Source organism: Vibrio fortis (genome assembly GCF_000695685.1).
Classification (GTDB): Bacteria; Pseudomonadota; Gammaproteobacteria; order Enterobacterales; family Vibrionaceae; genus Vibrio; species Vibrio fortis_A.
Window position 1 is genome coordinate 997012 of record NZ_JFFR01000002.1, and the last position, 20769, is coordinate 1017780.

A 20769-nucleotide genomic window follows, 5' to 3' on the forward strand; every position below is an offset into this window, starting at 1 on the left:
AGATCTCCTACTACGCTCCTTCGTCGCTTTAGGAGATGACGTCATTTTTTCACGAACTTTTGCCGTCACTCCCGAGAAGGAGGAACGACTGAGTCGGGAATCTGCTTACTGTACGCACCAAACAAAAAAGCCCGCATCGTCAATGGATGCGGGCTTTATCATGAGTCTATATCACTCTACTTGTAGAACGGCTCATCCAGACCAGCACGAGTCAGTAGACCATCACACGGAGCAAAACGATCGCCGTACTTCACAGCAAAGTCATTCATCATCTCAACCAGCGACTTCACGCCAATTTGATCCATGTAACGGAACGGACCGCCTAGGAATGGAGGGAAACCGATACCGAAGATAGCGCCGATATCACCATCACGTGGGCTGCGAATAATGCCTTCATCTAGACAGCGAACCGCTTCATTTAGCATTGGCAGCACACAGCGCATCGCGATGTCGTTATCACTCAGCTTAGGATCTGGCTGAAGCTTCAGAAGTTTGTAGACTGACTTATCGACCTCTTTCTTCTTACCTTTGTAAGTGTAGAAACCTTTGCCACTCTTACGCCCTTTACGGTTGTCGTTCAATAGAACATCAAAAACATCAGGACCTTGGAAGCGATCACCCAACTCATTCACAAGGATCGGCATGATTTTCGCGCCGATATCTACGCCCACTTCGTCTAGTAGAGTGATTGGTCCTACTGGGAAACCGAAATCAAGCAGAGCACTGTCGAGTTTTTCGATAGGCTCATTAGCTAGCAGAAGGTGAGCAGCTTCATTCATGTATGGCGCTAGGATACGGTTTACATAAAAACCCGCTTTGTCTTTTACAACGATAGGCGTTTTACCTTGCTTCTTCGCTAGAGCAACCACTGTTGAGATAGTCTGATCTGACGTCCCTTCGTGAGGAATAACCTCAACCAATGGCATTTTTTCTGCTGGGCTGAAGTAGTGAAGGCCTACAACATTCTCTGGACGCTCTGCTTTCTCTGCAATCTTATGGATTGGTAGAGACGAGGTGTTGGTTGCAAAGATGGTTTCTGGCTTCGCGTTTTCTTCGATATCCGCGACCATCTTCTGCTTAAGATCCAGATCTTCGAATACTGCCTCGATCACTACATCAATATGGTTGAAGCTGGTAAAATCGATACCACCTGATAGCTGTAGCATTTTGCTTTCCAAACCTGCACGGCTCAGAATACGGCGCTTCTTCTGCTTATTGAACAGCTTGTAGTTGTAATTCAAAGCGTTCAGAACACCATCATTCGAAACATCTTTAATACGAACTGGAACCTTAGCTTTAGCAACACTTACGTGACTGATACCAGCACCCATTAGGCCACCACCTAAGACACCCACGCGGTTAACGCGATTTGGCTCAGCATCGGCACCATGCTCTTTCTTCATCTCTGTTGTTGCGAAGAAAATAGAGCGTAGTGCTTTCGATTCGTCACTCATTACTAGCTCAGAGAAACGCTGCGCTTCGTACTTCAAGCCTTTTTCAAAACCGTTCTCTAGACCATGACGAATCACATCAAGAATCGCGTCTGCAGCTGGGTAATTGCCACGTGTTTTCTGATTGGTTTTCTTAGCTGCTTGCTCGAAAATAACCTTACGACCCAGGCCATTGCGAGAAATCAGTTTCTCTTTCGTCGAAGCTTGGCTCTTCGACGCAAGTCGTTTGCCCTTCTTGCTACCCGAGTTCTTCTCAACTAAGTCTTTCGCCACTTTAAGGAGAATAGTTTCAGGCACACAGGCATCAACAACGCCTAGCTTCTTAGCCTTCTTCGCACGTAACTGCTTACCCGTTAAGATAAGGTCTAGCGATGGTAATAAGCCAATCAGGCGAGGCAAACGCTGAGTACCGCCAGAGCCTGGCAATAGGCCTAGTTGTACCTCTGGTAGACCTAAGCGAGTTTTGTCTGAATCAGTACAAACTCGGTAATCACATGCTAGAGCAAGCTCTAGACCACCGCCTAAACAAGGTCCGTGAATCGCTGCAACTACCGGATATGGTAAGTCAGACAACTCTTGGAACATCTCCTGACCTTGTCTTGCTAACGATTCGGCTTCACTAGCACTGGTACACGCATCTAACATTCGCACGTCGGCGCCTGCAATGAAATTGTCAGGTTTTAAGGAATGAACAATCAGGCCTTTAACGCTGCTCTGCTTCTCTTTGAGCTGTTCAAAGATACTCTTCATCTCTTCAGCAAAAGCGGCCTGTAGCGTGTTCATTTTTTCATTAGGAACATCAATCGCCAACCAAGCGATGTTTTGATCATCGATGCTCAGCGAGAACGCCTTCTCTGCTGACGCTGGAGCTGATTCATTATTGATAGCAACTTCGTTTTCTGTGTTCACTTCAGCATTATTAGACATTACTCTACCTCCAAGATCATTGCTGCACCAAGACCACCAGCGGCACACGCTGTATTCAACGCTAAACCACCACCACGACGTTTCAGCTCACGCAGAGTCTGCGTCATCATACGGGCACCGGTTGCTGCAAATGGGTGACCATAAGCGATGGAACCACCAAGAACGTTGAACTTGTCCATATCGATTTCACCAATCGCTTTACCTCGACCAAGGTTTTGCTGAGCAAATTCATCACTTGCAAACATTTTCACGTTCGCCAAAGCTTGTGCTGCGAAGGCTTCGTGCATATCGATAAGCGTCAGATCAGACAGCTCTAATCCTGTATTCTCCAACACTTTTGAGGTCGCATAAGTTGGGCCCATTAGCATGTCGGTCTCAACGCCGATTGCTGAGAAAGCGAAACCACGAATGTAGCCCATCACTTCTAAGCCAAGCTCTTTTGCCTTACCTTCGCGCATTAACATAACTGCTGCTGCACCATCGGTTAGTGGTGTCGCATTTGCTGCTGTGACACTACCGTATTTACGGTCAAAGGCTGGACGTAACTTCGCATAACCCTCTAGCGTCGATTCATGGCGAATGTTGTTATCTTCTGAAATGTACTTCTTATAAGGTGCTGGGAAAGCTGTCATCACTTCATCTTGAATCTTGCCGTCTTTCCAAGCTTGAGAAGCAAGAGAGTGTGAACGGTGAGCGAGTGCATCTTGTTCTTCACGCGTGATGCCGTGCGTTTTTGCCATCTGTTCAGCCGTTTGTCCCATAGACAAACCGGTAGAATACTCAGCGACCGCTGGCGGAACTGGCATGAGATCTTTCACTGATAGGCTTTTTAGTATTTTGAGTTTTTGGCCTAGCGTTTTGGTTTTGCTCAGAGCAAGAAGGTTAGCCGCAAGTTTCTTCGATACACCAATCGGCAGAACAGATGACGAATCTGCACCACCCGCAATACCCACATCAATCGTTCCTGCCATGATACTTTCTGCAACGTTGGCCGCCGCTTGAAAGCTTGTAGCACAGGCACGAGTCACACTGTAAGCATCAGTGTGAATGTTCATTCCTGTACCCAACACAATCTCACGTGCGATGTTTGGCGCTTCTGGCATTTGAACCACTTGGCCAAATACCACCTGCTCGATAAGTGCAGGGTCAATATCTGTTCTCGCAAGCATTTCGCTCACGACCATTTTTCCTAGATCTACCGCAGGCACTTGACTAAATTCTGTACTTTGGCGAGCGAATGGGGTTCGTAATCCAGCGACAACGGCAACACGCTCTCCCGAACGAGTTTTGACTTCCTGTTTGCCCATGGTTTCTCCTTAAGTTTGAGAGGTCTGACCTGATGCATTGTAAAGAAGTTGTTAATTTAATCAAACGGCCGTTTAAATAAACGTGACACGGGTAGAAAGCGCTCAGTAATAAGAAGTGTGATATTGAATCGAACCTTTCGGATTATTAAGGCTCAAATAAACGTTAAACTAAAAGCAGGAACAATCATTTGCAACAAATAAGAATCTTGTTGCTTATTACGTTCTTGAGGCAAAAAAAAACCACACAGAACTGTGTGGTTGGAATGTTTTAAAGCAATTAACGTTACGCCAATTGAAATAATCAGTTTCCTGATTAGGAGAAAGTAAAGTCAGCCTTCAAAAGGAAGTGTCGTCTTGCTCAACATGTTAGCCATAAAGACTAACTAGACGACAAGATGTACTATAGCCTGTTCGAAGTCTTAGATTTTGAAGTAGATCAATTTTAATGTGATTTTACGATCTCCAATCGATTACAGCATAGAAAACAAAGCACAACGAACAAAGACACTCTATCCACAGAGCAAATATGGAGGCTCATGTGTCGATAATAAAAATGTTTGGAAAGAAAACTGCCAAGCGTCCGGTCAACTCTGATATGGACAAACAAAGAAAATACGAAGCGCTCGTGCGTGCTTATCATCGCGACCTATTTCGCTATGCCTATTGGTTATGCAAAGACAAAAGCATTGCTGAGGATTTAGTGCAGGAAACTTGCCTACGGGCATGGAAGTCATTAGACAGTCTGCAAGATGAGAAAGCAGCGAAATCTTGGTTAATCACGATTTTACGCCGAGAGAATGCTCGACGTTTTGAACGCAAACAGTTTGATCTGGTTGATATTGATGACCACGGTAATGATGCTAAAGTCAGTGACGACCCGCATCACCAGCACCAGTGGCTACAAGCCCAGATCATGAAATTAGACGTTGATTACCGTGAACCACTCTTTCTTCAGGTGATTGGTGGGTTTAGTGGTGAAGAGATCGCTGATGTCTTAGAGCTAAACAAAAACACGGTAATGACACGATTATTTAGGGCGCGAAACCAGCTCAAAGAGATGCTGGATTCAGAAGAGGCAGAAAGGGGGCAGCATAATGGATGATTTAGAATTCCGTCGTCGTATATTGTCGGAACCGAAACAACGAAATCAAGACATCATGGATGCTACAGCAAACAGTGAGGCCAATAGTAAATTCTTGGATGATGTTCTTGCTCTCGATAAGCAAATTCATTCAGCCATGAACGTGGATGTGCCTGACGATCTTGCCGATCGCATCTTATTCAACCAAACATCTTATGAAGAGAGTAAAGTAGTTAAGCCTACTTTCGCTCGCCGTGCTATGGCAATGGCTGCATCTGTCGCTTTTGTCGCTGGTCTTCTTGTCGGGCAAGTTAATTGGGGTAACGCGTTTGTTTCTCCTGCACATGCAAGTTTAGCTGACACCGCGTTAAAACACGTGGTCACTGAAAAGCCGTTTGTTGAAGTATTAGATGAGAATGTATCGTCTGATCAAATTAATACTAAGATGAACCCATTTGCGTTCCAATTCGATGATACTTTCCCATATCACGTTTATTACCTGAACCACTGTGGCTTTGGTAAATCCAACGCAATGCACATGGTATTCCAAGGTGAAAAAGGCAAAGTAACGCTGTTTTTAACTGGTATACCTTCAGACAAAAGCCAGAACTTCGAAGAAGACGGTATGTCTGGTTCCATCACCCCTATCGATAACAGCAGTTTGATACTCGTTGGCATGGAAGGTGAAGATGTCGACAAAATTGCAGAAAAGCTATCTAAAATGATCAAACCGATGAGCTAATCTGCTAGTCAAACGCCCGTAAACACTGAGCCCAGCACTATATCACTGATATTGCTGGGCTTTGTTTTATAAATAAAGCCACAACCATTCACAAAAAATATAACGCTAGAGTTAAAACTCTAAAAAACAGCGTTTCCTACCATTTTCGTGTCAGATAGGCGTCATTTCCGTAATTTTATGCTCAAATTTTTCAATGGTCGGATTTGTATACTCTATACTAACGCTTAGGATCAGCCCCCATTGAGCAAAAGCTCAAATAAATCGCCCTGTAGAGGCGGATACATAAAGGAATTAATAAATGACAAACAACACGCGTCTGTTTAAAAAGTCTCTTTTAGCAGTAACAATTACGACAATTACACTCGCCTCTTCACAAGCAATGGCAGCAGGTTTCCAACTTAACGCACAATCTGCGACTGGTATCGGCCGTGCATTCGCTGGTGACGCAGTAATTGCAGATAACGCTTCTGTAATGGCTCGTAACCCAGCAGCAATGGCGCTATTTGACAAAACTGAGCTTTCTCTTGGTTTTGAAAGCATCACTTCGATGATTGAAGTTAAGGATGCAGAATACAATATTAATGGTAACCCAATTCCAGTTGCTGATACCGATGATGTTGGTGACACTTCTATCGCACCCAATATTCACCTGATTGTTCCAGTGAATGACAAATTTGCTTGGGGTGTAAATGCTTACACCAACTTCGGTACTAAGACAGAGTTTGATGATAACTATACTGCTGCAGAATACGGTGGATTAACTGATGTTCAGAGCATTAACTTTGGTCTTGCTGGTTCATACCGACTAAATAACCAATGGAGCTTTGGCGCAGGCTTAGACCTTATCTACGGCAAAGGTACAATGAAAAGACAAACTAGTGCCGCTCTAGATGCAGCTAGTGGTGGATTAGTTCCTGCAGGTACCACATTGGTGGATGTTGATGAAGCTGATGGTTGGGCTGTAGGCTTTAATGTCGGTACTGTCTATGAACTAGATGAAAATAATCGCTTTGGCTTTGCGTACAGATATAGCCCAGAAATCACAGCTAAAGATGACAAAGGCCAAGAGATCACTCTACCGCTACCAGATATTGCTGAATTCTCTGGTTATCACAAAATTGAAGACACTCAGTTTGCAGTGCACTACTCTGTACAGTGGATTGGTTGGGGTGCGTTCGATCAAATCGACTTTGATAACTTACAAGGTTCACCACTTGGCTCAACGTATTCAAAACAGTATCAATGGCAAGACGGTTGGCACTACGCTATCGGTGGTACATACTACCTAAACTCTGATTGGACTCTTCGAGCTGGTTACATGTATGACACAAGCGCACAGGATGAGCTAACATCTATTTCAGTTCCTGATTCAGATCGTCAATGGTTCTCTGCAGGTTTCACTTACCACATTGACACAGCTTCAAATGTTGATTTTGGTTTCACATACCTGATGGGTGATGATGTATCTGTATCAGAAAGCACTCCTATTGCTCCTGGACTTTCAACTGGTGTCAACGCAACAACTCATGCTGATGCGATCCTAATGGGTCTACAATACAGCCGCAGCTTTTAATCAAAGCTAAACGTAAAAACATCAAAGGGTCGCTATTAGCGACCTTTTTTATTGCCTAGACTACACAACAATCCCCCAGTTAAGCTTACACCTGTATCCTCTAACACCTTTATATCACTACAAGTGTACGCTCAAAATCCGTAACACCTTCGAAACATTCAGTTTTTTTAGCTGCAATTAAGTCATTTTTAATCATTTAATACCTAAAACAGTGTTTTATTCGAATTTCATTTTTAAAGTAATAGCTCTAAAAGTAAAATCACTGACCTTAATACTTATGATTCAGCGAACATAATAATGAAAATGAATAAGACTCTCCTATCTGCTGCAGTGGCAGTTGGTTTACTTTCTACATCTAGCGTTACACACGCTGCAGGCTTCCAACTAGCAGAATACTCTGCAACTGGTCTTGGCCGTGCATACGCAGGTGAAGCAGCAATGGCAGACAATGCAGGTGCACAATGGCGTAACCCTGCGATGCTTACCTACTTAGAAGGCACACAGGTTTCTGTTGGCGCGATCTATGTTGACCCAAACATCGATATTGATGGAACTTCAACATCTCTTGGAGGCGTGACAACGCCATCAAGCGCAAATGATTTTGCCCATAGCGCTGTGATTCCTAACTTTTATGTATCTCACAAGTATTCAGAAAAGTTAGCAATCGGCTTTGCAGCGGGTACTAACTACGGTATGGAGACAGATTTAGGAACAGATTTCGGTGGTGCAAACCACGGTAACGAAGCTAGCGTAATCAGCATGGAGCTAAACCTAAATGCGGCTTACCAAGTTCTAGACAATGTGTCTGTAGGCGGTGGTATTCGCTACGTTATGGCGGAAGGCAGTTTTGGTGCGGTAGCAGCATCGGCATTTGCTCCAGCAGGCGTACAAAAGGGCGATACGCTAAAATATATGGAAGGTGACGACACTGCATGGGGTTGGCAAGTAGGTACCGCATGGCAGATCAATGAAAACAACCGCTTAGGCTTTACTTATAAATCAGAGGTAGACCTGACTTTAGAAGGCCACGCTAAAGGTGCGGCGTTTGACGGTGTCGCGGCGGTAGTCGGAACTGTTAAACCACAATACAATGGCTCTATGGAGTTAGCACTTCCTGCTACAGCTGAATTGGCAAGTTTCCATCAACTAACAGATACAGTAGCTATTCACGCAAGTGTTAACTGGACAAACTGGAGCAGCTTCAAAGAACTTGTTGCTGACATTCCAGAATTTGGCCCAGCACGTACGCAAGACATCAAACAAGAAAACTGGGAAGATAATTACCGCTTCGCTATTGGTACCACTTACCAGATGACACCAAAACTAGCTCTACGTTCAGGTATTGCTTACGACACGTCAGCTGTAAGTGAAGAGCACCGCACAGCAACGATTCCAGAGACAGATCGTACTTGGTTGAGCATTGGTGCTGGCTACCAATGGTCTGAACAACTTTCTCTGGATGCTGGCTTCACTTACATCCTAGCAAAAGACGCTAAGATGCTAGAGGACGATGCAGCGTCAGCACCTTTCGGCGGCTCATTTGAAGGCGAAGTATCTGGTAGCATCTGGCTAGTGGGTGTTCAAGCAAACTACCGCTTCTAAGCTCTTAAAATACAAAGCAAGATCAAAAAAGCTCGGTACTTACCGAGCTTTTTTATATCTACTGACTTGTTAAGGCTAATCGTTAAAAGTCTTCCAAATAGCCATCAATCAAATCTTCCTCTTCTAAGTCGACTTCTTCTGGCTCAATTTCTGCCTTAAAGTCACGACGTTGAATATAGATATCACGTGTCAGAGCATAAGGATCTGGAGAGTGTTCGAGCAGTGCTTCTTGAGATACGAGTTGAGCACGCGACTCCATACCTTCTAGTGCCCATTTACCTAGACCAGCCCAGAAATTCAATAACGAAAGTGGCAAGTAGAGACCATCAACCTGCTCTGTCACTTCACGTGTGGTAACAGGACCATAACCCGGAATCATGAAGTATGGGCCATTGCCAACCCCATAGTGACCGATAGCGTCAGAAAACGATTTATCATCGTATTTGGTGATGCCCGCTTCACTCGCAATATCGATCAAACCAACCAAACCGAAAGTGGTGTTAATCCAAAAACGGTTGAAGTGATCCAACGCTTTTTCACCATTACCCATGATCAAGTTATTGACCATACTGGCTGGTTCATCCAAGTTCGCGAGAAAGTTAGAGATACCGGTACGTACCGGAACTGGTGTGTAGTTAACGTAAGCTAGAGACACCGGACGTACTAAGTAAGGGTCAAGATACTCATAGTTGATATCCCACATAGCACGGTTGAAGCCTTCAAAAGGGTCATTAGGATGCGATTCAGCTTCATATTCCGTCGTCACTTGGCTATCTGATTGTGCGACTTCTTCATCGGGCACACTTGAACACCCGACTGTAATAGTGGCAGCTAAGATTAAGCTAGAAAGTCTTAAAATGCTGATAGACATAACACCTTTTCCATAAGGAATAATAAAAAGGCCAGCAATCGCTGGCCTCAATTGTTTGCGTAAGTCTATAACGTTTCTAAAGAAATCGGAATAGCCTCGCTTGTGCAATTCGCTTATTAATACTGCTGGTCAATACTTAGTGTTACCGGAGAACCTAGCTCTACCACCTCACTCTCACCGTACCAATCGCCTTCGCGAGTCGCAACGTTGCCATCTGTATCAAGCCTAGCGCGAACCATCAGAGATTCAAGACTAGACAGCTTGATACCTTCCATCATGCTATTACCATCATCCAGTACAACGGTACGAGGGAATGCACCTAGCGGGTAGCGAGCTGCCGCCACTGGCATAGGAGAACCGTCTGCTCTATGTACTGACACGATAAGTACAGCATTAGGATCAGCATTAACTTGCTCACCTAGGTTCAGGGTTACAGCAACACTTTTACCTTCCGCTACGCCCATCAAGTTACCCATTTTCTTCTGAGCACTCTCGATGCTGCGCGATAGCATCTCGTAACGGCTGTCTTGAGGACCGATCATCTGTTGCATGATGCTCCAGTATTTCACCGCTGACGGATAGTCTTGACGCTCAAATGCATCAAACGCTAGCAGTGAGAATACACGCAAGTCGACGTAGTCTTTCTGTACCAAACGGCTTAGTAGCAGGCGAGCTTGGTTCTGTTCAGCTTCGTCTGGCGATAGCATTAATGCCTGTGCAAAACCTAACTGAACGTCTTCGTTATTTGGCTCAAGCTTGTATGCTCGCTCCATTGCATCGATAGCCGTTTGCGCGTCGCGATTCGCAAGAGCAATACGACCCAACAATAACCAACCTGTCGAATCTTTAGGCTGGTAGTGCAAGCGTGTACGAAGTGCAAGCGTTAAGTCTTCCAACTCATCGTCTGTCAACGCACTGCCCTCTGCAGACATCAACTTCTTAGATAGAGCCGGTAGATTTGCACTCACCTGTTGCCAGTGCTGAACCTTGTCCATCGCACCAAACTGAAAGTACATACCGTAACTAAGCGCGATTACCATCAGCACAGACGGCACGACCACAACAGCTGTTGAAATCTGTGTCTTCTTGTTCGCTTTTTCTGCTGGAATATCATCAAGAAGAGACTGCTTAAGATCAGCAATCAGCTCTTGTTGGTTATCAACTAAACCTTCTTCCGCTTCAACCTCTAGCTCATCTAGACGATCTTTATAGAAAGCCTTGTTCAATTCATCACGAAGAGCTTCATCGTTGTTGGCTTTCTTGTTCACAAATGGCAAGACAATCAACACGACAGCAGCTAATGAAAGGATAATTGTAGAAATCCAAAATAGAGTCATTACTTCTTGTCTCCGTCGTTCTCTTCATCGAGTAACGCTTTTAAACGTGCTTCTTTGTCTGCATCCCAATCTTCATTTGACTCTACAGCTTTCGCTTTCGACTTTCTGCTGCGCAGTACAATCAGCGCGAAACCAAATACCACAACGGCAAATGGACCAACCCATAGGATCGATGTTGCTAGCGTTAATGGCGGATTGTAGGTAACGAAATTGCCGTAGCGTGCAATCATGTAATCAATGATCTCTTGCTCAGACTTGCCCTCTTTCGTCATCTCATACACTTTTTGGCGAAGGTCGACTGCCAGTTCTGCATTCGAATCACCAATGGTGTTGTTTTGACATTTTGGACAACGCAGCGTGTTGCTCAAGTTTTTGAATTGCTGCTCTTGTTGCAAGTTATCAAACTCATGGATCTCAATCGCCGCAGTAGCTGTTAGAGAAATAGCAAACGTTGCTAACAACGCAATCAGTGCGTGTTTAATCATTTTGCTTCCTCCAACAAGTCTTGATACATAGGCTCAAGCGTTGATGCCCAGTTAGTTGGGTTTACATCACCAACGTGGCGGTAACGAACAACGCCGTTTGCATCAATTAGGAAAGTTTCTGGAGCACCATATACACCTAAATCTAGGCCTAGCATACCATTGCCATCAAACAAACTGATTAGGTACGGGTTACCAAGCTCATTCAACCAGCCTACCGCTTTTGTGCGATCATCTTTGTAGTTCAAACCAATGATCTTAACGCCTTGTGAAGCTAGCTTGTTCAAGTAAGAGTGCTCTGCGTAACACGTTGGACACCATGTAGCCCAAACGTTTAAAAGCAACGGCTCACCTTTAAATACAGCTTGGTCGTACAGTTTGCCCGGCTCCGCTAGGTCTTCTAGACGGAACTCAGGAACCTCTTTGCCGATCAATACTGATTCAAGCTTAGTCGGGTCATCGCCCGACTGGTTGCGTACAAGCTGAGTTGCAAAAATGACAGCCAGTGCCATAAAAGCAATCAATGGAATGAAAAGTATCTTCTTATTCATTAAGCCTCCTGCTTCTCGACTGTCTTTTTCGCTGGCTTGCGGAAACGGTAACGACGGTCACTGATCGCAATAGCACCACCAATCGACATGATCAGAGAGCCAGCCCAAATCCAACGAACGAATGGTTTGTAGTAAACACGAACAGCCCAAGATTTATTGTCATCTAGACGTTCACCCATCGCAATGTACAGGTCGCGAGTCACACCGCGATCAATCGCTGCTTCAGTCATCATAGACTTCGCTGTGGTGTAAAAACGTTTCTCTGCGTGCAATGTGTTGATGTACTTACCATCTTTTGTGATTTCAAAATCAGCGATATAGCCATCGTAGTTTGGACCATCTTTGTCACGAACACCCGCAAAATAGAAATCGTACTCTTCAAGTTGGTAGTATTCACCTGGAGCCAAACGTACATCACGCTCAATGCTATAGTTCTGTACCATAGCGATACCGATAACAGTAACGGCAAGACCAAGGTGACCCAACATCATCGCCCAGTGGCTGCGCTGAATCTTAGTAACACCCGTCCAGAAACTATGGCGGTGCGTCGCACGTTCATGCAGCTCAAAGCCGTGCATGAAGATGATCCAGAATGCCATTACCCAGCCAGCAAACGCAGTACCGCTGAAGTATTCAGCCAGTACGCTCACCATCAACCAGCTCAAACCAAGTGACAATACGCCAGACACAACCATTGGTTTAACAAGCTTAGACAGGTTGTCGCGCTTCCAACGGATCAGTGGACCGATACCAAGTAGGAATGAGAAAGGAATCATTAACCAGAAGAACAGCATATCGAAGAATGGAGCACCGATAGATACTGAACCAAGACCAATCTGCTTGTGCACAAGCGGTAGCAATGTACCAACTAATACAACCACAAGCGCTGCGATAAGTAGCACGTTATTCGCAAGCAGTGAGTTCTCACGAGAAACAAGATCAAAGTTACCACGAACTCGTACTGCAGCGCCTTTCACCGCGAACAGAAGCAATGAACCACCGATAACAAAGACTAAGAAGCCTAAGATAAACATACCGCGAGCAGGATCTGAAGCAAAGGCGTGAACCGATACCAAGATACCTGAACGAACGAGGAAGGTGCCCAGTAAGCTCAACGAGAATGCTGAGATTGCCAGCAATACTGTCCATGCTTTAAATGTACCGCGCTTTTCTGTCACCGCTAAAGAGTGCATTAAAGCAGTACCTGCCAACCAAGGCATGAATGATGCGTTTTCTACTGGATCCCAGAACCACCAGCCGCCCCAGCCTAGTTCGTAATAAGCCCACCATGAACCTAGTGCGATACCTAGAGTTAGGAATAACCAAGCCGCGATTGTCCAAGGGCGAGACCAACGCGCCCATGCCGTATCCAAGCGACCGCTCATTAGAGAGGCAATCGCAAAAGAGAATGCAACCGAGAAGCCTACATAACCCATGTAAAGCATTGGTGGGTGAATGATCAAACCTGGATCTTGAAGAAGCGGGTTTAGGTCACGACCATCAACAGGGAAGAATGGCAAGGTACGTAGGAACGGGTTCGAGGTCACAATGATGAACAGCAAGAAACCGACAGTAATCAGACCCATGATCGCCAAAACACGCGCTACCGACTCTTGTGGCATACCACGGCTAAACACCGCTACCGCAACAGTCCAACCTGCTTGGATTAATACCCAAAGCAGTAGTGAGCCTTCGTGTGCACCCCATACCGCCGTAATACGGTAGTACCAAGGTAGCTGGCTGTTGGAGTTACTCGCTACATATTGGACAGTAAAGTCATTGGTGTAGAACGCGTAACATAGAATAAAAAACGAAATCGCTAGGAAAATGAACATACCCCAAGAAAGTGGGCGGGCACTGTTCATCAACAAAGTGTTATTGCGAGCTGCTCCGTAGAGTGGGAGCACACTCAGCAACAATGCCAATCCTAGCGATAGGATCATGGCAAAGTGGCCGATCTCGGCTATCATTTAGCACTTCCTTCTTTTTGTTCAGTCGAGTATTGCAAAGGCTCGTGTGTCTTTTTCATCGCTTCAGCGACTTCAGAAGGCATGTACTCTTCATCGTGCTTAGCTAGAACTTCAAACGCTTCGATGGTCGTCGCATCTTTTAATACGCCCTGAGCAACAATACCTTGTCCCTCACGGAAAAGATCAGGAAGAATACCATCGTAAAGAATGGTTACCTTAGGGCCAACATCCGCTAAGTCGAAGCTTACGCGCAAAGATTCGTTATCACGCTTCACAGAGCCAACAACAACCATGCCACCAATTCGCAGGCGTTGGCCTACTTCTGGCTTATGGCCGTCTTTACCGTTTACCAATTCCGTTGGTGTGTAGAACAGATCCATGTTTTGATTCAGTGCATAAACCATCAAGCCGACAGTTGCACTAATACCAATAAAAATAGCTAGGACAATGCCCAGTCTCTTTTTACGCCTTGGGTTCATAGAGTGTTCTCCATTTTTTTCGCTGCATCGATTCGCGCCTGGCGATCAACTTTAGCTTGTACTTCATTGAGCAATTGCTTACCACGACGAACGCTCACTACTAGCAGGATGATCATCGCAAGAAAAGTGATTCCGAATGCACTCCAAACGTAAGAGGCGTAACCGCCCATCGCAAAGAAATCACTTAGAGATTCAAAATACATAATTACCTACCCCGATTACGCTTTTTCGGCCGCTAGTTTGCGGACCCACGGACGATGACCTTCTTTGCTGATGATTTCGTTACGGAAACGAACCATCATCACGGCGCCGAAGAAGAATGCAAAACCGAAAATATTAAGAAGCAGTGGCCACAACATATCACTTGAGATCGATGGCTTATCGAACTTAGTGATCGTCGCACCTTGGTGCAGTGTATTCCACCACTCTACTGAGAAGTGAATAATAGGTAGGTTAATGACACCGACAATAGCAAGAATACCTGCTGCTTTTGCCGCTGTTTTCTGATCATCAAAAGCGTGGTGCAGAGCGATAACGCCCAGGTACAAAAATAGTAAGATCAGTTCTGATGTTAAACGAGCGTCCCACACCCACCAAGCACCCCACATTGGCTTACCCCAAACTGCACCCGTCAAAAGCGCAATAAAGGTAAATACAGCACCGATTGGAGCCATTGCCAGTGATGCCATATCCGACAATCTCACCTGCCACACAAGGCCGATAAAGGCTGCAATCGCCATCGACATGTAGACACCCATCGACCAAATCGCAGATGGAACGTGAATGTAGATAATTCTAAAGCTATCACCTTGTTGGTAATCTGAAGGTGCAAATGCAAGCCCCCAAACGGTACCAACGGATAGACACACTAGTGCTAGAACTGAGAACCATGGCAGAAGCTTACCAGCAAGCTGATAAGAGGTTTCCGCTTTGGCGTAGGGATGGAGCCATTTCCACATGTTGTAATCTCACTCTTACTTCATATTACTTACAGCTGTTAAAGCTATAGTTATTATAATTTGTTTACGGTTGCTTTCCGTATGGCGACTCTAGGAGTCCAATGGTGTCAATTAGTTCACACCGAAATCTGTTTAATTAGTTCACGCTCACACGTAACGCTGCACTAATAGCAAAAGGCGTTAATGTCATCGCACCCATTAGCATCGCACCTAACACAGCCAATTGACCGTTATACGCAACACCTAGTGCTGCCGCATCAATTGCCGAGGTCGCAAAAATCAAAATTGGGATATAAAGCGGTAGGATGAGCAAACTCAGCAGTACGCCCCCTTTCTGTAACCCAACCGTCAGTGCAACACCAATAGCACCAATAAAACTCAACGCGGGCGTCCCTACCAGCAAGGTCAACACAACTGAAAGCCATGTATCAAAATCCAGCGATAGCAGAACAGCCAAAAGCGGACTAATTAAAATTAATGGTAAACCAGTCAATAACCAGTGTGCTATGACCTTGGACAATACTACCAACTGCAACGGGATGGGCATGAGCATCATCTGTTCTAGTGCTCCATCCTGAAAATCATCACGAAATAGACGCTCTAGTGAAAGCAGAGCTGATAACAGAGCAGCAACCCAAACGATCCCCGCAGAGATACGTGCAAGAAGGTTAGGCTCGGGGCCAATACTCAATGGAAACAAGGTGATAACGATAATAAAGAACCACAACGGGTTAAAAATATCGGCCTGGCGACGAAACGCAATTAGAAGCTCACGTCGGATAATCATTGTCATTGAAGCGATCATATTATTCACCCAGCTTTATTTTTCTTAGTTTCGGGCTGTCGGCGAACATATCTTGGTGCGTTGTTAGTAACACAATTCCGCCATTGTCTGCATGTTGTGAAAACAAATTCTCGAGAACTTTCACACCCTGCTTATCGATTGCTGTTAGTGGCTCATCTAAGATCCACAACATCTGCTTACTCAACCACAAACGAGCCAACGCTACTCGGCGCTGCTGTCCTGCAGACAACTGCCCTGCTGGCACATCTTCTCGCCCTGCCAAACCAACTTGCGCAAGAGCGCCGTACAGTTCTTCCTTACTTGCTTTGCCACTGTGAATAGATTGGTAAAAGCTTAAGTTCTCGTAAGCACTTAGCTCACGCTTGACACCGGTTTGGTGACCAAGAAACAGTAGATTTTGATGGTAAGCATCGCGATTGGACTCTATTGACTGGCCATCCCATGAAATCGTGCCTTCGTCTCGATCGCCTAATCCGGTGATGATCCTAAGTAGTGTCGTCTTGCCAGTACCATTTCTTCCCTCAACCTGAACGAGTTCGCCAGCTTTGAGTTGAAAAGACAAAGATTCAAAGAGAACTCTTTCGTCACGAATAGCGGTTAAATTTGAGACTTCTAACATAGGAAATATAGGTCCAATAATAAGAGGGGTATAGTAGCACACCATTATGGTGACAAAACAGGAATAGGTCTTTGCGAAAGAACAAACTCAGTAAGAAACTGTTAACGCTGTGTCAAAATTTACACATTTTATGTTTAATACATAATATCTCAAAGATACAAACACTTAGACACAGCGTTCTATAAGTAAGATTTCCAATTGGTAAACACCAAAAACAAAAAAAGAAGCCTGAGCTTCTTTTTGGATTCGCGTTTCGCGCTTAACTTATTTTTAGCGACGTGGTGGCTTACGGCGATCGTAAGACTTAGGCTGCTCATCATAAGATGATGGGTTGCTACGAAGAGATGGGATCTTCTCTTTGCCTGCTAATTTATTCTGCAGAGACATCATTAGCTCAGCTTCTGCTTTTGGCAGTTCACACTCTTCGATAAGCTCGTTTATTCCAGCGCCAAGTTGAACCATTTTGGTCGCTCGAGTGTAGAGTCTACCGTCTGTATCGGCATGCTCTAACTCAACAATACGCTCATTTAGATGCTTAATCACATCTTCTTGCTCTGTCACTTTCTGGCCAAGACCAACCACAACAGAGCGCACCTCTAGCAGCTGCTTGCTCGATTTTTGAAGCTCTTTTTCCAAGCTACGAACCTGCGCGCGAGAGTGGTCGAGCTGCTTTTGTAGGACACTTTTCACTTTGCCCAACAGCACAACGATAAATAGCGTAAAACACCCAACTCCAATAGTCAGTGCAGCTGGGCTTAAGGGAAGCGCTTCAAACATTACAGGTGAGCCATCTCATCCCATTCGTCTTCGCTTAGTAGCTTGTTCAAATCAACTAGGATCAGAAGCTTACCGTCACGGTTGCTCACACCTTGGATGAACTTAGCACTTTCATCAGTACCAACGCTTGGCGTAGTATCGATTTCAGAAGAACGAAGGTAAACAACCTCTGCCACGCTATCAACTAGGATACCAATCACTTGGCGCTCAGATTCGATAACGATGATACGAGTGTTGTCAGTGATCTCGCCTTGCATTAGGCCAAAGCGTGAACGTGTATCGATAACTGTTACAACGTTACCACGTAGGTTAATAATACCCAGTACGTAGTCTGGAGCACCTGGTACTGGAGCAATCTCACTATAACGAAGAACTTCACGCACCTGCATTACGTTGATGCCGTAAGTTTCTTCCTCAAGTTGGAATGTCACCCATTGAAGTACTTCATCATTGGTTTGATCTTTTCTTACTTCAACTTCACTCAATTGAGACATATTCAATCCTCTTGCCGCCGTTACCGGCTCACTATTATTAATCTAATGCTTTTACATCTAACCCTGCATTTAGCATGGCGATCAATGCTTCAACATGAATCAAAGCACACATTTTTTCTTTAACCATACCCGCGAGCCATGGACGTTTACCTGCCATTTCTCGCCAGCGTACTTTATCTGTATTTAAGAGCTCGGTACCTTTGAGCTCAGTGCTCGCCAGTCCCCACATGCTCTCGCCAAGCATCACTATATATTGATAGTTTTCTTTGTATTCGTCACTGGTTAACTTCTCAGACATCACCCATTTTGCGGTATCGACCACATCTAATTGACTATCTCGATTAGATTGAAGGCCTAAATACCAAGCTGGGCGACCAATCAGATGGCTCAGCTCTTCTAAACGGTGTATGCCACCAAGTTCATCTAATGGGACTGCAAAAGTCACACCATTCACATCAAAGTAGAGTACTTGGAAGTCTTCACTACGAACTGTGCTCTCCCACGAAGTGAAGTTACTTGCCCCACCCGCTTGAGTTTCAAGCTCAACTTCTTGCTCTACCGTTTCTAAATCTTCCTGTACGGAAACCGTCTCTTCAACGGCTTCAACACTCGGCTGATAAACCGGTTCACTGAAGACTTGAGGCTCTTCAATGTCCCAGCTTTCCCCCCCCCCCCCCCCCCCCCCCCCCCCCCCCCCCCCCCCCCCCCCCCCCCCCCCCCCCCCCCCCCCCCCCCCCCCCCCCCCCCCCCCCCCCCCCCCCCCCCCCCCCCCCCCCCCCCCCCCCCCCCCCTTGATAAGCTGCCTTGCTCGATAGCTGAATCTTTACTGGAGCTCATTAATACCCAGCCTCTCGAGATAAATAAGCAGCTGCTTATACGCAAATACACCACGACTGCCAGATGCAAAATGAGACGCTGGTAAACGCTTCAAACTTGCATCCCTAAACTTGGTGTCGATCGGTACTGCTGATGTCCACACCTGATTCGGGTAGTCATGTTTTAACTGAGTTAATGTTTGCAGCGACGCCTTGGTACGTTTGTCGTACATAGTAGGAACAATCGTTACCTTAAAAGGCGCTTTGCGAGACTTCTGCATGATGGTCAAAGTACGGATCATTCGTTCAAGACCTTTCATAGCCAAGAACTCAGTCTGCACTGGGATCAAAATGCGATCGCTTGCTGCTAACGCGTTCACCATCATCACACCAAGAATTGGTGGGCAGTCAATCAACACGTAATCATAGTCATCTTTCACCGCTGCAAGTGCGCGCTTTAATATTAAGCCCATACCACTGCGATTTCCCATCACTCTGTCTAAGGTCGCCAAAGACATGTGCGCAGGAATGATATCGATACCTTCAACCTCTGTTTGCAGAGTCAAAGGTGTCACCGTTTCAGGCGTAAACTCACGCAACTGAAACAGGTCAAACAAACTGGATTCGACCGTATCTGAGTCGTAACCCAGATACGTCGTCAGTGATGCATGTGGGTCGGTATCTACCAACAAAACTCGATGACCTTTTTGGCTCAAAAGCCCAGCTAAAGTCACCGTTGTTGTAGTTTTACCTACACCACCTTTTTGGTTTGCAACACTCCAAACAATCATGATGCGCTACCTAAGCTAAGCCAACTTCAACCAACATTCTCTCGGCGATACGCTCAAGAGGAAGGTCTTCAGTTGAAATGCCCGCTTTAGCAACTGCTTGAGGCATACCATATACAACACAGCTGTCTTCATCTTGTGCCCAAATGGTTGAACCTGCAGATTTAAGCATGCGTGCACCCTCACGACCATCTGCACCCATTCCGGTAAGTACCATAGACAGCACTTTGTCGTTATAGATCTTCGCCGCAGAGCCAAATGTCACATCCACACAAGGTTTGTAGTTCATGCGGTCGCCACCATCGATGATACGCAGTCGAGCTGAACCCGGACGGCCATCTATCATCATCTGTTTACCGCCTGGTGCTAGATAAGCAACGCCAGGCTTTAACATGTCGCCATCTTGAGCTTCACGCACTTCGATCTTACATAAGGTGTTCAAACGACTCGCAAATGCTGCGGTAAACGTTGCCGGCATATGCTGAATCAACACAATTGGATGCGGGTAATTCGCAGGGATACGTGTCAGAATCTTTTGAAGTGCTACTGGGCCACCCGTTGATGTACCAATAGCAGTCAACTGATACTTCTTACCTGATGCGCGGAACTTGGCTGCCGCTGGCTTAGCCGGAGCAGCTGGTTGGCGCAACGAAGAGACTGCAGGTGCTGCCGTTGACGCAGCTGGCGTCACTGGGCGAGAAATCGAAGCTGTACGTCTTAGTAGTGCACGCTTTGATGCGATCTCAATAACACGTTGTTGTAGCAGTGAAACTGCCTCATCACGGTTTCGAGCAATGTCTTCAAACTTTTTCGGCAAAAAGTCTAGAGCACCTGCATCCAACGCATCCAGTGTTGCCTTCGCACCATCGTGTGTTAACGAAGAGAACATTAGAATCGGCGTTGGTGTTGCAGCCATGATTTCACGGACGGCAGTAATACCGTCCATAACTGGCATCTCAATATCCATTGTGATGACATCAGGTCTCAGCCTTTTGGCTTTTTCGACCGCTTCTTTGCCGTTTACGGCAACGTCAATGACTTCTAGGCGCGCTTCTGAATTGATGATCTCGCTTACTCGACGACGGAAAAAGCTCGAATCATCAACGACTAATACTTTAATCGCCATATTTATCCTTAAA

At 45.6% G+C, this 20769-nt stretch carries 21 protein-coding genes and 1 pseudogene; 5 read left to right on the top strand and 17 right to left on the bottom strand.

The annotated features are described in order from the left end of the window. Positions 1-176 precede the first annotated feature (176 nt). A complete protein-coding gene (gene fadJ, locus VFDL14_RS0122945) occupies positions 177-2378 on the bottom strand; it encodes a fatty acid oxidation complex subunit alpha FadJ (RefSeq protein ID WP_084181814.1) in 2202 nt (733 codons plus the stop codon). Beyond that, positions 2378-3685 (bottom strand): acetyl-CoA C-acyltransferase FadI, encoded by a 1308-nt coding sequence (gene fadI, locus VFDL14_RS18320; protein WP_032549624.1) that lies wholly within the window; start codon positions 3683-3685, stop codon positions 2378-2380. Before fadI ends, fadJ begins: the two co-directional genes overlap by 1 nt. 553 nt (positions 3686-4238) lie before the next feature. On the opposite strand from fadI, the gene VFDL14_RS18315 reads away from it, so the two are divergent. The 4 genes from VFDL14_RS18315 (at position 4239) to VFDL14_RS18300 (ending at position 8683) form a co-directional block, all read left to right on the top strand. Next, positions 4239-4787, top strand: coding sequence for a sigma-70 family RNA polymerase sigma factor (locus VFDL14_RS18315; protein WP_172974261.1), 549 nt, complete (start codon positions 4239-4241; stop codon positions 4785-4787). After that, complete coding sequence (locus VFDL14_RS18310; protein ID WP_032549626.1) at positions 4780-5508, top strand: DUF3379 domain-containing protein; 729 nt, start codon at positions 4780-4782, stop codon at positions 5506-5508. Before VFDL14_RS18315 ends, VFDL14_RS18310 begins: the two co-directional genes overlap by 8 nt. Before the next feature lie 298 nt (positions 5509-5806). After that, on the top strand, positions 5807-7081 hold the full coding sequence (locus VFDL14_RS18305; protein WP_032549627.1) for an outer membrane protein transport protein: 1275 nt from the start codon (positions 5807-5809) through the stop codon (positions 7079-7081). Between the two features lie 297 nt (positions 7082-7378). Beyond that, positions 7379-8683: an outer membrane protein transport protein gene (locus tag VFDL14_RS18300; RefSeq protein WP_032549628.1), complete on the top strand. Its 1305-nt coding sequence runs from the start codon at positions 7379-7381 to the stop codon at positions 8681-8683. Between the two features lie 82 nt (positions 8684-8765). Here VFDL14_RS18300 and VFDL14_RS18295 read toward each other — a convergent pair whose 3' ends face one another. From VFDL14_RS18295 to VFDL14_RS0122950, 13 genes and pseudogenes are all read right to left on the bottom strand, one after another. Then, a complete protein-coding gene (locus VFDL14_RS18295; RefSeq protein WP_032549629.1) occupies positions 8766-9554 on the bottom strand; it encodes a VacJ family lipoprotein in 789 nt (262 codons plus the stop codon). Positions 9555-9670: 116 nt separating this feature from the next. Beyond that, the gene (gene ccmI / locus VFDL14_RS18290; protein ID WP_032549631.1) at positions 9671-10891 is read right to left on the bottom strand and encodes a c-type cytochrome biogenesis protein CcmI; all 1221 of its coding nucleotides are present in this window, start codon (positions 10889-10891) and stop codon (positions 9671-9673) included. Next, a complete protein-coding gene (locus tag VFDL14_RS18285; RefSeq protein ID WP_032549632.1) occupies positions 10891-11376 on the bottom strand; it encodes a cytochrome c-type biogenesis protein in 486 nt (161 codons plus the stop codon). Before VFDL14_RS18285 ends, ccmI begins: the two co-directional genes overlap by 1 nt. Then, positions 11373-11924 (bottom strand): DsbE family thiol:disulfide interchange protein, encoded by a 552-nt coding sequence (locus tag VFDL14_RS18280; RefSeq protein ID WP_032549633.1) that lies wholly within the window; start codon positions 11922-11924, stop codon positions 11373-11375. The genes VFDL14_RS18285 and VFDL14_RS18280 overlap by 4 nt, the downstream gene beginning before the upstream one ends. Beyond that, on the bottom strand, positions 11924-13894 hold the full coding sequence (locus VFDL14_RS18275; protein ID WP_032549634.1) for a heme lyase CcmF/NrfE family subunit: 1971 nt from the start codon (positions 13892-13894) through the stop codon (positions 11924-11926). The genes VFDL14_RS18280 and VFDL14_RS18275 overlap by 1 nt, the downstream gene beginning before the upstream one ends. Further along, positions 13891-14373, bottom strand: coding sequence for a cytochrome c maturation protein CcmE (ccmE, locus tag VFDL14_RS18270; protein WP_032549635.1), 483 nt, complete (start codon positions 14371-14373; stop codon positions 13891-13893). The genes VFDL14_RS18275 and ccmE overlap by 4 nt, the downstream gene beginning before the upstream one ends. Next, positions 14370-14576: a heme exporter protein CcmD gene (gene ccmD, locus VFDL14_RS18265; RefSeq protein ID WP_032549636.1), complete on the bottom strand. Its 207-nt coding sequence runs from the start codon at positions 14574-14576 to the stop codon at positions 14370-14372. The genes ccmE and ccmD overlap by 4 nt, the downstream gene beginning before the upstream one ends. 15 nt (positions 14577-14591) lie before the next feature. Further along, positions 14592-15332, bottom strand: coding sequence for a heme ABC transporter permease (locus tag VFDL14_RS18260; protein WP_032549637.1), 741 nt, complete (start codon positions 15330-15332; stop codon positions 14592-14594). A gap of 136 nt (positions 15333-15468) precedes the next feature. Then, the gene (gene ccmB / locus VFDL14_RS18255; RefSeq protein ID WP_032549638.1) at positions 15469-16137 is read right to left on the bottom strand and encodes a heme exporter protein CcmB; all 669 of its coding nucleotides are present in this window, start codon (positions 16135-16137) and stop codon (positions 15469-15471) included. Between the two features lies 1 nt (position 16138). Beyond that, a complete protein-coding gene (gene ccmA, locus VFDL14_RS18250; protein WP_032549639.1) occupies positions 16139-16756 on the bottom strand; it encodes a cytochrome c biogenesis heme-transporting ATPase CcmA in 618 nt (205 codons plus the stop codon). A gap of 270 nt (positions 16757-17026) precedes the next feature. Further along, the gene (locus tag VFDL14_RS18245; protein ID WP_032549640.1) at positions 17027-17533 is read right to left on the bottom strand and encodes a DUF2802 domain-containing protein; all 507 of its coding nucleotides are present in this window, start codon (positions 17531-17533) and stop codon (positions 17027-17029) included. Further along, a complete protein-coding gene (locus tag VFDL14_RS18240) occupies positions 17533-18027 on the bottom strand; it encodes a chemotaxis protein CheW (RefSeq protein ID WP_032549641.1) in 495 nt (164 codons plus the stop codon). Before VFDL14_RS18240 ends, VFDL14_RS18245 begins: the two co-directional genes overlap by 1 nt. Positions 18028-18064: 37 nt before the next feature. Then, a pseudogene (locus tag VFDL14_RS0122950) lies at positions 18065-18679 on the bottom strand (chemotaxis protein CheW); the annotation flags it as partial. On the opposite strand from VFDL14_RS0122950, the gene VFDL14_RS24515 reads away from it, so the two are divergent. Continuing rightward, positions 18678-18842: a hypothetical protein gene (locus VFDL14_RS24515; protein ID WP_160168783.1), complete on the top strand. Its 165-nt coding sequence runs from the start codon at positions 18678-18680 to the stop codon at positions 18840-18842. The pseudogene VFDL14_RS0122950 and the gene VFDL14_RS24515 overlap by 2 nt on opposite strands. Before the next feature lie 8 nt (positions 18843-18850). On the opposite strand, the gene VFDL14_RS18230 is transcribed toward VFDL14_RS24515, so the two are convergent. Together VFDL14_RS18230 and VFDL14_RS18225 are read right to left on the bottom strand one after the other, a co-directional pair. Beyond that, entirely contained in the window at positions 18851-19633 is a 783-nt protein-coding gene (locus tag VFDL14_RS18230; RefSeq protein WP_032549643.1) for a ParA family protein, read from the bottom strand. 10 nt (positions 19634-19643) lie between these two features. Beyond that, positions 19644-20756: a protein-glutamate methylesterase/protein-glutamine glutaminase gene (locus VFDL14_RS18225; RefSeq protein ID WP_032549644.1), complete on the bottom strand. Its 1113-nt coding sequence runs from the start codon at positions 20754-20756 to the stop codon at positions 19644-19646. Positions 20757-20769: the final 13 nt, after the last annotated feature.

Bases quoted from the DNA above. Each gene is read 5' to 3' on its own strand.
- VFDL14_RS18275 (WP_032549634.1), bottom strand. From the start codon at position 13,894: ATGATAGCCGAGATCGGCCACTTTGCCATGATCCTATCGCTAGGATTG.
- ccmE (WP_032549635.1), bottom strand. From the start codon at position 14,373: ATGAACCCAAGGCGTAAAAAGAGACTGGGCATTGTCCTAGCTATTTTT.
- VFDL14_RS18300 (WP_032549628.1), top strand. From the start codon at position 7,379: ATGAAAATGAATAAGACTCTCCTATCTGCTGCAGTGGCAGTTGGTTTA.
- VFDL14_RS18305 (WP_032549627.1), top strand. From the start codon at position 5,807: ATGACAAACAACACGCGTCTGTTTAAAAAGTCTCTTTTAGCAGTAACA.
- VFDL14_RS18225 (WP_032549644.1), bottom strand. From the start codon at position 20,756: ATGGCGATTAAAGTATTAGTCGTTGATGATTCGAGCTTTTTCCGTCGT.
- ccmD (WP_032549636.1), bottom strand. From the start codon at position 14,576: ATGTATTTTGAATCTCTAAGTGATTTCTTTGCGATGGGCGGTTACGCC.
- VFDL14_RS18285 (WP_032549632.1), bottom strand. From the start codon at position 11,376: ATGATTAAACACGCACTGATTGCGTTGTTAGCAACGTTTGCTATTTCT.
- VFDL14_RS18240 (WP_032549641.1), bottom strand. From the start codon at position 18,027: ATGTCTCAATTGAGTGAAGTTGAAGTAAGAAAAGATCAAACCAATGAT.
- VFDL14_RS18245 (WP_032549640.1), bottom strand. From the start codon at position 17,533: ATGTTTGAAGCGCTTCCCTTAAGCCCAGCTGCACTGACTATTGGAGTT.
- VFDL14_RS18280 (WP_032549633.1), bottom strand. From the start codon at position 11,924: ATGAATAAGAAGATACTTTTCATTCCATTGATTGCTTTTATGGCACTG.
- ccmA (WP_032549639.1), bottom strand. From the start codon at position 16,756: ATGTTAGAAGTCTCAAATTTAACCGCTATTCGTGACGAAAGAGTTCTC.
- VFDL14_RS18310 (WP_032549626.1), top strand. From the start codon at position 4,780: ATGGATGATTTAGAATTCCGTCGTCGTATATTGTCGGAACCGAAACAA.
- VFDL14_RS18315 (WP_172974261.1), top strand. From the start codon at position 4,239: ATGTTTGGAAAGAAAACTGCCAAGCGTCCGGTCAACTCTGATATGGAC.
- VFDL14_RS18230 (WP_032549643.1), bottom strand. From the start codon at position 19,633: ATGATTGTTTGGAGTGTTGCAAACCAAAAAGGTGGTGTAGGTAAAACT.
- ccmI (WP_032549631.1), bottom strand. From the start codon at position 10,891: ATGACTCTATTTTGGATTTCTACAATTATCCTTTCATTAGCTGCTGTC.
- VFDL14_RS18295 (WP_032549629.1), bottom strand. From the start codon at position 9,554: ATGTCTATCAGCATTTTAAGACTTTCTAGCTTAATCTTAGCTGCCACT.
- ccmB (WP_032549638.1), bottom strand. From the start codon at position 16,137: ATGATCGCTTCAATGACAATGATTATCCGACGTGAGCTTCTAATTGCG.
- fadJ (WP_084181814.1), bottom strand. From the start codon at position 2,378: ATGTCTAATAATGCTGAAGTGAACACAGAAAACGAAGTTGCTATCAAT.
- VFDL14_RS18260 (WP_032549637.1), bottom strand. From the start codon at position 15,332: ATGTGGAAATGGCTCCATCCCTACGCCAAAGCGGAAACCTCTTATCAG.
- VFDL14_RS24515 (WP_160168783.1), top strand. From the start codon at position 18,678: ATGTCCCAGCTTTCCCCCCCCCCCCCCCCCCCCCCCCCCCCCCCCCCC.
- fadI (WP_032549624.1), bottom strand. From the start codon at position 3,685: ATGGGCAAACAGGAAGTCAAAACTCGTTCGGGAGAGCGTGTTGCCGTT.